Annotated in this window: 12 protein-coding genes; 8 read left to right on the top strand and 4 right to left on the bottom strand. The window is 61.1% G+C overall.

The window, feature by feature from the left end:
- Positions 1–8: 8 nt before the first annotated feature.
- Together AC4CWH_RS18890 and AC4CWH_RS18885 are read right to left on the bottom strand one after the other, a co-directional pair.
- Positions 9–1,316: an NtaA/DmoA family FMN-dependent monooxygenase gene (locus AC4CWH_RS18890; protein WP_491321896.1), complete on the bottom strand. Its 1,308-nt coding sequence runs from the start codon at positions 1,314–1,316 to the stop codon at positions 9–11.
- 87 nt (positions 1,317–1,403) lie between these two features.
- Entirely contained in the window at positions 1,404–3,488 is a 2,085-nt protein-coding gene (locus tag AC4CWH_RS18885; RefSeq protein ID WP_491321895.1) for a TonB-dependent receptor, read from the bottom strand.
- A 263-nt stretch (positions 3,489–3,751) separates the two neighbouring features.
- Between AC4CWH_RS18885 and AC4CWH_RS18880 the strand changes: the two genes are divergently transcribed.
- Complete coding sequence (locus AC4CWH_RS18880; protein ID WP_491322336.1) at positions 3,752–4,552, top strand: IclR family transcriptional regulator; 801 nt, start codon at positions 3,752–3,754, stop codon at positions 4,550–4,552.
- Positions 4,553–4,561: 9 nt separating this feature from the next.
- On the opposite strand, the gene AC4CWH_RS18875 is transcribed toward AC4CWH_RS18880, so the two are convergent.
- Positions 4,562–5,401, bottom strand: a complete 840-nt coding sequence (locus tag AC4CWH_RS18875) for an ABC transporter ATP-binding protein (RefSeq protein WP_491322335.1) — start codon at positions 5,399–5,401, stop codon at positions 4,562–4,564.
- Positions 5,402–5,534: 133 nt separating this feature from the next.
- On the opposite strand from AC4CWH_RS18875, the gene fepB reads away from it, so the two are divergent.
- Genes fepB through AC4CWH_RS18860 form a run of 3 tightly spaced genes read left to right on the top strand, consistent with a single transcriptional unit; the run spans position 5,535 to position 8,510 of the window.
- Positions 5,535–6,455, top strand: a complete 921-nt coding sequence (gene fepB / locus AC4CWH_RS18870; RefSeq protein ID WP_491321894.1) for a Fe2+-enterobactin ABC transporter substrate-binding protein — start codon at positions 5,535–5,537, stop codon at positions 6,453–6,455.
- Between the two features lie 16 nt (positions 6,456–6,471).
- On the top strand, positions 6,472–7,482 hold the full coding sequence (locus tag AC4CWH_RS18865) for a FecCD family ABC transporter permease (protein WP_491321893.1): 1,011 nt from the start codon (positions 6,472–6,474) through the stop codon (positions 7,480–7,482).
- Complete coding sequence (locus tag AC4CWH_RS18860; RefSeq protein WP_491321892.1) at positions 7,479–8,510, top strand: FecCD family ABC transporter permease; 1,032 nt, start codon at positions 7,479–7,481, stop codon at positions 8,508–8,510. The genes AC4CWH_RS18865 and AC4CWH_RS18860 overlap by 4 nt, the downstream gene beginning before the upstream one ends.
- 141 nt (positions 8,511–8,651) lie before the next feature.
- Here the strand turns inward: AC4CWH_RS18860 and AC4CWH_RS18855 are convergent, their stop codons facing one another.
- Positions 8,652–9,557 (bottom strand): LysR family transcriptional regulator, encoded by a 906-nt coding sequence (locus tag AC4CWH_RS18855; protein ID WP_491321891.1) that lies wholly within the window; start codon positions 9,555–9,557, stop codon positions 8,652–8,654.
- 196 nt (positions 9,558–9,753) lie between these two features.
- Between AC4CWH_RS18855 and AC4CWH_RS18850 the strand changes: the two genes are divergently transcribed.
- The 4 genes from AC4CWH_RS18850 (at position 9,754) to AC4CWH_RS18835 (ending at position 13,640) form a co-directional block, all read left to right on the top strand.
- Positions 9,754–10,941: an MFS transporter gene (locus AC4CWH_RS18850; protein ID WP_491321890.1), complete on the top strand. Its 1,188-nt coding sequence runs from the start codon at positions 9,754–9,756 to the stop codon at positions 10,939–10,941.
- A 34-nt stretch (positions 10,942–10,975) separates the two neighbouring features.
- Positions 10,976–12,463, top strand: coding sequence for a carotenoid oxygenase family protein (locus tag AC4CWH_RS18845; protein WP_491321889.1), 1,488 nt, complete (start codon positions 10,976–10,978; stop codon positions 12,461–12,463).
- A gap of 66 nt (positions 12,464–12,529) precedes the next feature.
- Entirely contained in the window at positions 12,530–13,189 is a 660-nt protein-coding gene (locus AC4CWH_RS18840; protein ID WP_491321888.1) for a glutathione S-transferase family protein, read from the top strand.
- A 28-nt stretch (positions 13,190–13,217) separates the two neighbouring features.
- The gene (locus AC4CWH_RS18835) at positions 13,218–13,640 is read left to right on the top strand and encodes a GlcG/HbpS family heme-binding protein (protein ID WP_491321887.1); all 423 of its coding nucleotides are present in this window, start codon (positions 13,218–13,220) and stop codon (positions 13,638–13,640) included.
- Positions 13,641–13,704 lie beyond the last annotated feature (64 nt).

Below are 13,704 nucleotides of genomic sequence, written 5' to 3'. Positions count from 1 at the left end.
TGGCGGACTTAACGTTCTGACAGGTGATGGAAGAATGTGTCCCCGGTATAGTCGCGCCGCAGCAAACCCATGTCGCTCAGCCGCGGCATGAGGCCGGCGAGCGCCATATGCATGCAGCCGGTCGAACCACCAGGTGTGAGGACAAACCCGTCGATGGCACCAGCCGTCGTCCATCGCATGATTTCGGCTGCCGCATCATCGATGGTCCCGATGATGCGCCAATGGCCTGAGCCGTTGACTTCCGGCCGGCTCAGCAATTCGGCAACGGTCAAAGGCTCGCGCGCAATCAAACGGCGCAGCAGATCCCCATGCGTGCGGCTTCCCGATGTCGGCGGCATCACGGGCAGGTCGGACACCTGCACGCGGCGATCATCCGGCCAGGTCTCGAGGTCAAGTCCGGTGAGGTTACGGATATGCCCGATCTTTCGGGCCCGATCTGCGCCGGCATGCGTTTCCTCAAACAGGTCGAAGGCTTCGGCGCGACTTTCCGCAAGATAGAGGCTCAGTCCCGGAAGGAGGCGAATGTCCTCCGCGTTGCGTCCATGCCGCTTGGCGCGGGATCGCAGATCCTGGCGCAGCTCGATGGCGGCCTCCATGTCCGGCGTCGAGGCAAATATGGCATCGGCAACCTGCGTGGCAAATTCGCGCCCAGGCTCAGAAGCGCCAGCCTGCACCAAAGGCACAGGCGCCCTGGCATAACCGGCGACGTTGAGGGGGCCCTTGACCCGAAAATGCGGGCCGACATGATCGATGGCCTTCACCTGCGCCGGATCGGTCATCGCGCCGCTCTGCCTGTCCCGGATAACCGCCGTTTCGGGGAAACTCTGCCAAAGCAGCCGAACCACCTCGGTATATTCGGCCGCCCGCGCATAACGGTCTTCCGAAGAGGGCATGCTTTCAAGGCCGAAGTTCTGATAGCCATCGAGCGCGGTGACGATGTTCCAGCCGGCTCTCCCGTTGCTCAGCCAATGCAGCGACATGATCTGACGGGCAAGGATATAAGGGGGCATGAACATGGTGGAGACGGTGGAGAGCAGGCCGATATGGCGCGTTTCCCGCGCAAGGGCGGCCAAAAGCAAGGTGGAGTCGAGGCCTGCGAAGCCGCCACCCTTTCCCAGCAATGCCGTGTTGACGAACAGCGTATCAGGCCGGAACACGAAATCCAGCTTTGCCGCTTCTGCACGGCGGGCAATGTCCAGATAGAAGTCCGTCGTCAGCGCACCCTCAATGCCGCTGTCGTCCCGGCGCCAGCCGTTTCCGCTGAGCCAGGTGGGGGTAAGTGACATGCCGATATGGAGTTTTCTGCTGGGGCCCATGACAGTTCCTGTTCGTAAGTGGAGGCCCGGCTGTGCGCCGGGCCTCTCTGTGTTCGTCGATCTTTTTGAGAGCGGGCTCAAAGCCTGCTAGAAGGTGCCGCGAACTCCGACGCCGAACATGCGCGGCGCTGTCATGCTCGCTTCGGTTCCGCCGATGCCGCGGTTCTGCTGCATGTAGGTGGGAGAACGCTCATCGAAGATGTTCTTGACATAGGCATAGACTTCGACCTCTTCACGCATCTTGTAGCTCGCCCGCAGGTCGGCCACGGTATAGGGATCGATGGCATAGGCGGATGTGTTGGCCGTGTCGGAGAAGTAACCATCCAGGTGGCGGACCTGTCCGGACAATGTGAACTGCTCTGTCACGTCCCAGTTGGCACCAACGGTCAGGGTGTAACCGGGTGACTTGGCGAACTCGTTGCCCTCATAGGCGAGGTTGCTGGAGATCTTGTCGATCTCGGTCTTCAGCAGGCCGCCGCCCACCTTGAGCGTCAGGTTGTCAAGCAGGAGATAGCTCGCCTCCACTTCAAGCCCGTAGGCATGGGCCTCATCTGCGTTGATGGTGTAGGACTGCGTCACCCCGGTCGAGACGGTCACGGGAATGTTGAACTGGGCATTTTTCATGTCCATGTAAAACAGGTTGCTGTTGACCGTCAGGCGGTCATCAAGAAAGCTTGCGCGGGTAAAAAGCTCATAGTTCCAGATGGTTTCGTCCTCAAATTCCATCCAGCGCCCGGAAGTCAGATTGAGGGAAACGCCGCCGGGATTGTAGCCTCGGCTGATCATGCCACCGACGGTCCAGTCGGGCGTGACGGCATAGGCAAGGGAAGCCTTGGGCAAAAGTGCCGAAAAGCTCTCGTCAAAATTCACCGGTGTCGCTGAATAGACGGACTTGCCGTCTCTCTGGATCGTGTCGTGCTGGTAACGAAGACCGCCGGTCAGCGTCCACTGGTCGGTCAAGCGGTAACTGGCTTCGCCGAACAGGCCAATATTGTCTTTTTTGTCATCGAAGGTGGACGTGCCGCTGAGGTAGAGGATCTCGTCGGTCTTGGTATGCGCGTAATAGAGACCGACGACGCCGCTGATCTCGTCGTCCTGATCGCCGAAGGTCATGCGCGTTTCGTTGGAAACATTCGTCTGGTCGATATCGGCATCGCCGTTGTTGACGATGCCGACCGTCCGCACCGCCTCGGTGCGGGTCAGCTGGGTCTGGTTGTACAGCTTCATGCCGTCGCCAAAATCGTAACTGAGGTCCAGAATGCCGGTATGGGTCTTCTGCTCCCAGCTCGGCATCGTCGTGGTAATATGCTGGAGTGCATCATAAGGCGCGGAGGCGGCCTCTTGGCTTGGGCGGTTGGTATCGCTGTAGGAATAGGTCAGCTTTGCCGAAAAGCCTGTCAGCTCCGCAGGCTCCCACAGCAGCTTCAGGCGGCCGTTGAAGGATTTGAAGTTCTGGTCGGTGCCGGCGCCCCGGAAGTTTGAATTGATATAGTCGATGAACGTGTCGCGGCCGGAATAATCAAGCGCAACGCGGGCTGCCAGTTCATCGTCGATCAACGGTCCGGACACGGCAACGGAGGCGCGGCGCGTGTTGTAGCTGCCGATTTCCGCCTGGTAGGACGCTTCGGGCGTAAATGTCGGATCCTTCGTGTTGACGATGATGGCGCCGGCAATGGCGTTTGCCCCTTGCGACGTGGTTTGCGGGCCGCGGAAGACCTCGATGCTATCAACATCCCAGACGGAAGCGGCACCAAAGAAGAACTCGTTATAGCTCAGATAATGCCCGTCGACATTGATGGTGGCGCGCGGAACAGTGCCGGCGAAAAAGGCGGTTGCGCCGGTGTTGGGGCCTTGTGAGTCTTGTCCGCGAATAATGGGCGAACTGACGGAATCGGGATAAACGACGTTTGGCACGTCCGAGATAACGTCGGAAACGGAGCTGTTACCGGTATCTTCCCGCGCGATGTCGCTGCTGGTTTTGACCGATACCGAGGACGCAGTCTTCTTGATGTCGCGCGTTACCTTCTCGCCTGTGATGAGAACCGGCGCAAGCACGGTGCCTTCACCATCCTGTGCGGCATCTTGCGCACGTGCTGCTCCCGCCATCAAACCGAATGAAAGCGCGAAGAGGCTGACACCATGACGCAGACGGCGATCGAAAAAGAACCTCATCTCATAACCCCCAATATACATGACAATTTTAGTCAAGTTGCTCTACGACGAAACTCATTCATTCCGCAATAAAGAATGAATTCCACAATGCAGGATTTTCTGGCAAGTTTGAGAATGTTGCCCTGCAGCAACAGCTAGCCGGAGCGCCTTTGCGCCCTATGGTAGCGATATCTATTTTGGCGGGGACGAAGCGGCTTGGTCATGGCATGAGACGCCGGGACATTGACCATTGCCGGTGACTGGAGAGGATTTGCGACTTGCCTATCGAAGACCCTGAGGACACGGCGCTCGAAGCACCATCGGAAAGACGGTCGGGAACGATCCAGTCCGTCTCCATCGCCACCCGATTCCTGACCACGCTTGCCAATGCCGAACAGGAATTGGCGTTGGGAGAAGTGGCGCGCCGGGCGCAGACCGGCCGCTCGACAGCGCATCGTTATCTCCAGAGCCTGGTCAAGGAGGGACTTGCCCGGCAGGATCCGGAAACCGGGCTCTATGACCTTGGTCCGACCGCCCTTCATATCGGCATCGGCGCGCTTCGCCGGGTCGATGCGGTTGAAATAGCCGCCCGGCACATGAAGGCCCTGACCCATGAATACGCCATGAGTGGAGGCGTTGCGATCTGGACCGATCGGGGTCCAACGCTGGTGCGGTGGTACAGAAGCGCCTATTTCTCGATCAATCCCCTCGCATTGGGCGACATCCTGCCGATCGACAACACGGCGTGCGGTCTGGTTTTCCAGGCTTACCTTCCCAAGGCCCGCATTGACGCGGCCCGCAAGCAGCAGCCTTCGCACTTTCGCGGCACTGCACCGGCAAAGGCCATGCTGGACAAAGTGCGTGAAGCCGGTTGGGCGGAAATGACCAGTCACCTTCTGTCGAACGTCACCGGGCAGGCGGTGCCGATCTTCGATGCGCAGAATGAGATCGTCTGCGCCGTCACGACGGTCACGGACCTCGGCCAGCTTCGCGCACCGGAAGACCGTGAGGCCTTGCTGCGGGAATCCTGTCGCATCAACGCGGCAACGGGCGGCAGTGCATTTGCGCCGAACCCACCCGAATAGGACGCGCCCTCAGCCGCCAGAGTGGTGCTGGCGGCTTTTCGGCACAACCAGTGGCGTGCCGGACACCGGATCCTCGATGATGACCGACCTCAGCCCGAAGACCTGAAAGACGAGGTCTTCGGTAACGATATCGCATGGCGCGCCGCAGGCGACAATCGCCCCATCCTTCATGGCAACCAGATGCGTTGCATAGCGGCAAGCCTGGTTCAGGTCGTGAAGCACGGCAATGATCGTTCGCCCTTCGGCATTCAAGCTTGCCATCAGGTCGAGAAGTTCGATCTGGTGGGTTATGTCCAGATAGGTTGTCGGCTCATCGAGCAGGAGGGTCGGTGTTGCCTGGGCAAGCACCATGGCAATCCACACCCGCTGGCGCTGTCCGCCCGACAGTTCATCCACCGGCCGATCCGACAAGGCCGCAATGTGCGTGGCCTGCATGGCGTGTTCAACGGCAAGCGCATCCGCCCTGGACCATTGCCGGAAAAACGACTGGTGCGGGTAGCGCCCGCGGGCCACGAGGTCGGCGACCGTGATCCCAGACGGAGCTGTTGCACCTTGTGGCAAAAGGCCAAGTCTGCGGGCGACATCTCTTGCCGGGAGATCGTCGATCGCCTGGCCATCGAGGTGGACATGGCCGGACGTCGGCTTCAGAAGACGCGACAACGCCTTCAGCAGGGTGGATTTTCCGCACGCATTGGCACCGATGATGACCGTGAAGGCACCTTCGGGGATAGCAACCGAAAGACCTTCGGAAACCAGCCGGTTTTCGTAGCGCAAGGTCACGGATCGCGCGGCTAGACGGTCATGCACGGGAAGGTTCTCCAGCGGAAGCAATGCGCCGACATATTGCATTGCGGAATGCATTCTGCAATATGGACTCCTTCACTCAAGTTTGGTTTCCCGGATTTACCCGGAACCGCAGCATATCGGCAATGCGATGCGATACTTCCTCAAGCTTTTGTTTTCATGGATTGCGATAACCGCAATGCTGTTGGTTGGGCCCGGCAATGCTTTGGCAGAACAGACCGGCTGGCCACGAACGATCACGCATGCGGCAGGCGAACTGACGCTGCAAGCCCGCCCCGTCCGCATCGTTTCGACCACGCCGAGCGTGACAGGGATCCTCCTGTCGATAAACGCGCCCATCGTGGCGACGGCGGCCACAACCCCGAGCCCCCTCACCGACCAAAAAGGCTTTTTCCTGCAATGGGCATCGATTGCAGACCAGCGTGGTGTTGAGGTTCTTTATCCGAATCTCAGTTTCGACCTGGAAGCCATCATTGGCCTGAACCCCGATCTTGTCATTGCATCTGCCACAGGCGCCGACAGCATTCTGGCACATGTTCCAGACCTGCAGGCGCTCGGCATCAACACGCTCGTCGTCAACTATTCCAACCACAGCTGGCAGGATCTGGCAGTCGAGATCGGGAAGGCAACGGGCCTTGAGGCCGAGGCGGATCAGGCTATTGCCCGTTTCGATGCCAAGGTGGCGCAGGTTGCGGCATCGATTACCGTGCCGCAGGAACCCGTCAGCATCGTCGGCTACAATATCAGCGGCAGTTTCTCCGTCGGCAAGCCGCAGAGCCCGCAGGCCGAGCTTCTGCAGTCTCTCGGCATGACGGTTGCCGGGCTGCCGGAAGACATGAGGCCGCAGGTCAGCCGCAGCTCCGATTTCGACTTCATCTCGCGCGAAAATCTGCCGTCTGCCATCAAGGGCACCTCCGTCTTCCTGTTGCGGGGGACATCGCGGGAGGTGGACGCGTTTGTCGCCGATCCGTTGCTGGCCAATGCGCCGGCAGTAGAGAAACATCAGGTCTATCCGCTCGGTCCGACCTCGTTTCGGATCGATTATTATTCCGGACTGCAGATGCTGGATCATGTGGCTGATGCGCTCCATGCCAGATAAGGCAAGGCGCCGGGTCATGACCAGCCGGGCACGCATGCGCATGGCAAGCCTTCTGGCCTTGGTGCTGGTACTGGCGATGGCCGCCATTGCAAGCCTGATGATCGGATCGCGTGCCGTGTCGGGCGACACGGTCCTTCAGTCCTTTCTCGCCTTTGATGCCCATGACGATCAACACCTGGTTGTTCGATTGCTGCGCGTGCCGCGTCTCCTCATCGCGGTCCTGTCTGGTGCAGCACTCGGTGTCTCCGGTGCGGTCATGCAGGCATTAACGCGAAACCCGCTGGCGGAGCCGGGGCTTCTTGGCGTCAACGCCGGTGCAGCGTCAGCCGTTATCGTTGCCATCGCAGCGGGGGGCCTCAGCAGCATGTCCCAATATGTCTGGTGCGGTTTTGCCGGTGCGGGCATGGCCGGTGCTGCGGTCTTCCTCATCGGCCGCGGCAATTCCGGCAGCGCAAATCCCTTGCGCCTGGTTCTGGCCGGAGCGGCATTGTCCATCATCCTTGGCTCGTTCACAGGCATCGTCGTTCTCAATTCGCCAACCTCGGTGCTCGACGAATTCCGCAATTGGTCCGCCGGCTCCCTGGACGGCCGTGACATGGGTGTGGCAGCGGTGCTTGCTCCTTGCGTTGCCTGCGGCCTCCTGCTTGCCATCTTTATCGCCGGCGGCCTGAACGCCATTGCCTTGGGAGATGATCTCAGCCGGGCCTTGGGGGCCGACAGACGACGGATCCTCGTTTTTGCCTGCCTCTGCGTCATGCTGCTTGCGGGCTCCGCAACAGCTGCGGCCGGACCGATCGGTTTTGTCGGCCTGATGGCACCGCATCTGGCCCGCAGCTTCACCGGGCCTGACCAGCGGTGGATCATACTTTTCTCCGGCATCATCGCCGCCGTCTTGCTGCTCGTCGCCGACATCATCGGTCGCGTTATCGCAACGCCCTCCGAAGTTGCGGCCGGCATCGTCACGGCTCTGATCGGCGGCCCTGTCTTTCTGCTGATCATGCGACGCGCGCGAAGAGGTGCGCCATGAAGCCGCCGGTCGGCGTGGCAAGGTTCGGGCGCTTTTCGTTTCGCTACAGAGGGCGCAGCCTGCTTTCCTGTGCCCTGCTTCTCTTTGTCGCCGCAAGTCTCGGGTTGCTCCTCATGGCAACCGGCCGGCTTTCCTTCACGCTGCAGGAGATGTTCGCGAGCCTTGCCGGCACATCGGCAAATCCGATCGCTGAACGGGTGCTCTTGCAAATTCGGTTGCCGCGGGTTTTGACAGCGCTGCTGGTCGGCGGATCGCTTGGCGCAAGTGGCGCGGTCTTCCAGTCGATTTCCCGCAACATCCTCGGCTCACCGGATATCATCGGTTTCACCACGGGTGCAGCGACGGGCGCCATCGTCCAGATCATCCTTTTTGATGCAGGCGCTCTTCAAACTGCGGTTGCAGCCGTTCTTTCAGGCATGGCAACGGCGGCGCTGGTTTTCCTGGTCGCGGCCAAGGGGCGCAAAAGCGGGGCCTATCACCTTGTCCTTGCCGGCATCGGCGTGGGGGCCACTCTATCCGGCGTCAATACGGTATTCCTGGTAATGGGAGATATCGACCAGGCTGCGTCCGCGCAACTCTGGCTTGCCGGCTCTCTCAACGCCCGCACTTGGCCCCATGTCCTGCCGGCAGCGGTCGGCTTTTGCATTTTCCTGCCCTTGGCAATCCGATATGGACGAAGACTGGCTCTCATGGAAATGGGCGATGACGTTGCCACGCAGCTTGGAATTCCGGTCGAACGCACCCGGCTCTACGCGGTGATTGTGGCTGTCGCCCTTGCGGCGATTTCCACGGCTGCGGCAGGCCCGATCGCCTTTGTCGCGTTTGCGGCACCGCAACTGGCAAGACGCCTGACAGGTTCTCCCGACGTTCCCATCCTCTCCGGCGCGCTGAGCGGCATGGTGCTTCTGCTGGGGGCGGATTATCTGACGCAGACAATGCCGTTCCAGCTTTACCTGCCCATCGGGCTCACCACAGGGCTTCTCGGCGGCATCTATCTTGTCTGGCTTCTCAGCCGGGACCGCGCGTGATGTCAAAGGGCAACCCGCCGTTCCGGCTCCATGCCGCGGACAAGATAGGAGAACGGCGAGATCATCGCGGGTTGCGCAGGAGACCGCACGTCCCCAGCAGTTAAACCAAGCCGTCTGCACTGGCCCAAGATGTCATCCGGTTCAAAGGAGGGCCCTTGAGGATATCCCCGACCTTAACCATCGATGCGCTGGGTCCTCATCCAGATAACGAGGCCACACCATCACCTCCGCCAGCGGTTGCATGTCGAAGGGTGCGGCAAACAGCTTGACGGGAAAACGCCGCGCCATCTCTTCAGCCATGCGCCGGTGCATCGTCACGATCCTTTGCGTGCCGACGACAAGAAGCGGCGCGACACTGAACTGGTCGATGGTGCATTCGACCCGGCGCTGGCGGCCATAACGGGGCAGGAACCATTCCTCGAAGGCAAGGCTTGCCTCGTTGCCGAGCCGGATCGAGATATGGCCACGGTCCAGGTACTGATCCATCGTCAACTCGTTCATCGAGGCCGATGCCTTGGCACACATCATGCAGACATGTTCGTCGCGCAACACCACCATCTGCGGATGCTGAAGCCGGCTTGCATATTGTTCGGGAATGATGAGGAGGTCGATCGAGCCGCGCTCGAAGGCTTCGAGGACGTCGATCGGCGTCCGGCGGATATCGAGACGCAGCCCGGGCGCCGTGGACGCCAGATCCCTGACAACCTCGGCCAGCAGCACATCAAGCATATAATCCGAGGCGGCAACCGAAAAGTTGCGCGCGATGGCAGAGGGTTCGAAGACGGGGCGAATGGCAATCGCCGAGCGCGCGCGCATGAGCGCGTCCCGCACCGGCCCGACAAGGCCTTGCGCCAGGGGCGTCAGCTCCATTCGCCGCCCCACCTGCACCAGAAGACTGTCACCGAAATAATCCCGCAGCCGCGCCAGAGCCGCGCTCGTTGCCGATTGCCCGATATGCAGGCGCTCGCTGGCCCGCGTCACATTCCGCTCTTCCAGGAGGACATCGAGCACCACCAGAAGGTTCAGGTCAAATCGATCGAGCCGCATAACGCCTATTCTCCAGGTATCGATCTTATCGATACCAATCACAAATACAATCTGTTTCCTCGCTTATTTGACAAAGGCTAACTTTGTGTCTGTCCGCGACCGGCGGGAGGAGAAGCCGGGCGGGACAGGTGCTGCCGGATTGCGTGACAAGAAGACGCGATCCGGCATGGGCACGGTGGGATAACGGGAGGTATCAATGACAAGACCGAACACGACAAGCAGCTCAGTCACCCTGAGCATCTGCCACATGGCGGGGATGATCGACCTTGCGGCCCTGCCGCTCTGGATCGGCTCCCTGATGAATTTCTATGGCCTGACGGCGCCGCAGGCAGGCGTGGTGGTGACCACGTTCCTTGCCTCGGTCGTCGCGGCAAGCGTTATCTTTGCGCCGATGTTCAACCGCCTGCCACACCGCACCTTCGTGGCTGGCGGGTTTGCCATCTCGGCCTGCGCATTTTTCGCCTGCTCGCTCCTCCACGCGCCTGCCGGCAGCGTTTATCCCTTCATTCTTCTTCACGCCGTGGCAGGTCTAGGCGCCGGAGCGGCGTTATCGGTCACGCATGGCGCGATCGGCCGCACGGCAAACCCGCACCGGCTGTTCGGTATCGTCAACATTGCCATGGGTGCGCTAGCCATTGTCATGTTTGCGACCGTGCCGGGTCTCATTGCGCATTTCGGCGGCCAGTTGCTGTTTTGGGCCATGGCCGCCACGATGGCGCTTGCAAGCCTTGTTGCGCTGATGCGCTTCCCCGCAAGCAGCACCGACCCCCGCGAAACCGCACGGCAGGCGGCAGGCCAGGCGCATGCACCCCTGCCCCGGGCTGCCTGGCTGACGATCGTGGTCATCGTCTGTCTGGCGCTCAACCAGGCAACCGTCTTTTCCTTCGTCGAGCGCATCGGCGTCCTCAGGGAATTCGGCCTCGACAAGGTACAGTTGATCCTCGTCGTAATGGGCTTCGTCAACCTGGCGCCCGGGCTCCTTGCCGCACTCCTGCAAAAGCGACTGTCGCCGATTGCCGTGGGGATCGCAGGCCCGATCCTGCAGGCAGGCCTCGCTCTGACCCTGACAGGCTCGTCAAGCTTTGCCTCTTATGCGGTGCCGGCGGTGTTTTATGTGTCGCTCGTCATCTTTACGCACACGTTCCTCTTCGGGCTTCTCGCCCAGGTCGACACGACCGGCCGGGCCGTTGCCGCCACGCCTGCCATGATGATGTTCGGCTCGGCCATCGGCCCGGCCCTTGGCGGCCTCATCGCTTCCACCATCGGTTACCACGGCCTTGGCTGGTCGACAGCAGTCTTCGCCACGGTCGCCGTCGTCGCCATGCTGCTGGTGCGCAGGGAACTTGCCCGCGCGCCCGCAATAACCGCTCTCGCCGCCGCGTGACATTCAGCTCCCAGACAACATAAAGGAGATCATCATGAACCAGCACGTCAATCTGCCTCCGGGCCTTCAGTTTCCTGACGACGTCGTCTTTAACGGTTATGCCGCACCGGTGCGCATCGAGGGCGAGGTGCATGATCTCGAAGTGATCGGCCGCATTCCGCCGGAACTCGAGGGCATGTATATCCGCAACAGCGCCGACCATGCCTACCCGCCGCTGCACGGCAAGGACATCTTCCTCAACGGCGATGGCATGGTACATTCCGTCCGCATCCAGAACGGCCACGCCGACCTGACCATGCGTTACGTGCGCACCCGCAAGTTCCAGCTGGAGCGGGCCGCGCGCCGGGCCGTATTCGGCGCCTACCGCAACCCCTTCACCGACAGCCCGGACGCTGCCGGTGAAGATGCCAACACCGCCAACACATCTGTTCTCTGGCATCACGGCAAGCTTTATGCACTGAAGGAAGCAGGCCGCCCCTACGAACTCGACCCCAACGATCTTTCGACGCGCGGCGAGGTCGATTTCGGTGGCCAGCTGAAAAGCCGCACCTTCACTGCGCATCCGAAGATCGATCCGCTGACCGGCGAATGCGTGGCGTTTGCCTATAATTGCGAGGGTGTGGCCAGCGACGAGATCGAAGTCTACACCATCGACCGCGAGGGGCAGTTCACCCGCACCGAACGCTTCAAGGCGCCCTACTGTTCAATGGTGCACGACTTCCTCGTGTCGCGCAATTTCATTGCCTTCGTCATCTGCCCCATGGTGTGCGAGTGGGACCGGGTGAAAAAGGGCGAATCCTACTGGCACTGGGACAGCCACAAGGACACCTATATCGCGGTTATCCCGCGCAAGGAGGGTGTCTCCGCCCTCCGCTGGTACACGGCGCCGAAGATCGCCATGCAGACGCATACCTTCAATGCCTGGGATGATGGCAACCGGCTGGTGCTCGATCATTTCGTCAATGAATCCGGCTGGCTCAGCCAGTTTCCGGATATCCATAACCCCGATGCGCATGAACTTCCGCCATTCGGCGAACGCTGGATCGTTGACCTTTCGACGCGCAGCGGCGATGTGACGGTCGAGCGTTTCATCAACCATATCGGCGAGATGCCGGTGGTCGACCCGCGCTTTTCCATGCGCCGCACCCGTCACTTCTGGTTCGGCACCAATCATCCGGCGCGCTGGCCGATGCTGCCGCCCGGCCCGAAAGGCCCTCCCTTCACCTGCCTTGGCCATTTCGACGAGGAAACCGGCAAGATCGACCTGTTCTATGCGGGTCCGGATGCCTCGCCGGAAGAGCCTTGTTTCGTGCCCCGCAGCCCCGATGCCGAAGAGGGCGACGGCTGGCTGATGACCATGGTTGGCCGTCGTGCCGAAAACCGCACCGACCTCGTCATTCTCGATGCCCGCAATATTGCCAAAGGGCCGGTCGCGATCCTCAAATTCCCGAGCCGCGTTCACGAAGGTTTCCACGGCATCTGGGTGCCGGGCAGTGCGCTCGGCTCCGACCGTGGTTTCTGAAAACTGTAAAAGCTGTCCCGGCATGCCAACCGCGTGCCGGGGCTTTCGGATGATCGGGAGGATAAGATGATCACACTTTACGGCTCGCTGCATTCGCGGGCAAACCGTTGCGCCTGGATGCTGCGGGAACTCGACGTGCCGTTTCAGCACGAACCCACCAATTTCCAGGATGGCAGCACGCGCGCGGCAGAATTCCTGGCGCTCAACCCGAACGGTCGGGTGCCCGTCCTCGATGACGACGGTTTCCTGCTGTTTGAATCGCTTGCCATCAATCTCTATCTGGCACGCAAGCATGGCGGCCCGCTGGGCCCAGCCGACCTGCGGGAAGAGGCCTTGATGATCCAGTGGTCGCTCTGGGTCGAAAACGAGGTGGAAAAGCCGCTGCTGCTGGCGGCTGCCAACAAGGCGCTCTTTTCCGCCGACAAGCGTTCGGCCGAAGAGCGGGACATCGCGCTGGCAAAGCTCAACCGCCCATGGACGGTGCTGGACAAACATCTTGCGAAACAGCCGTTCCTCGTCGGCGAGCGCTTCACGGTGGCAGACCTCAACGTTTCCTCCGTCATGACGCTTGTGCCGATCACCGGCATTGACCTTGCAGCACTTCCGCACCTGAACGCATGGCTGACGCGCTGCCTCGATCGGCCGAAGGCGACCGACTGGAAAAGCGTCTCCTTCTCCATCCCCCGCCCACCGACGCCGCTTGGCGTGCTCTCCATGTTTGTCTGAACACGTGCCAGAAGAAAGGTTTTCCCGTATGCTCACGCTTGCCGTTGCCACCGAAATCATCGACGAAGCGCTGGCCGAGGCGCGCAGGCGCAGCTTTGCACCCCTGGCGGTGGCGGTGCTGGATGCCGGCGGCCATCTGATTGCCTACAAGCGCGAGGATGGAGCTGGCATCGTCCGCTTCGACATCGCCTTCGGCAAGGCCTGGGGCTCGCTCGGCATGGGTTTTGGTTCGCGCGAACTCAGCCAGCGGGCGGGCAAGAACCCCACCTTCATCACCACACTGACCTCGATCAGCGGCGGGCGGATGGTTCCCTCGCCGGGCGGCGTCCTCATCCTTGATGCCGATGGCCAAGTGCTCGGCGCCATCGGCATCTCCGGCGATATCGGTGACAATGACGAGATCGCAGCACTTGCAGGCATCACAAAGGTTGGCCTCGTCCCCGCATCCTGACCCTCACCTCCAGGGGCAGGATGTAAAGGCGCCCCCTGCAGCCATTCACGGTACGGCCGCAGGG

This window comes from Neorhizobium sp. PAMB6716, from assembly GCF_058242805.1.
Note: the sequence above shows the minus strand (reverse complement) of the source record. Positions and strands in the feature narration are given on the sequence as shown.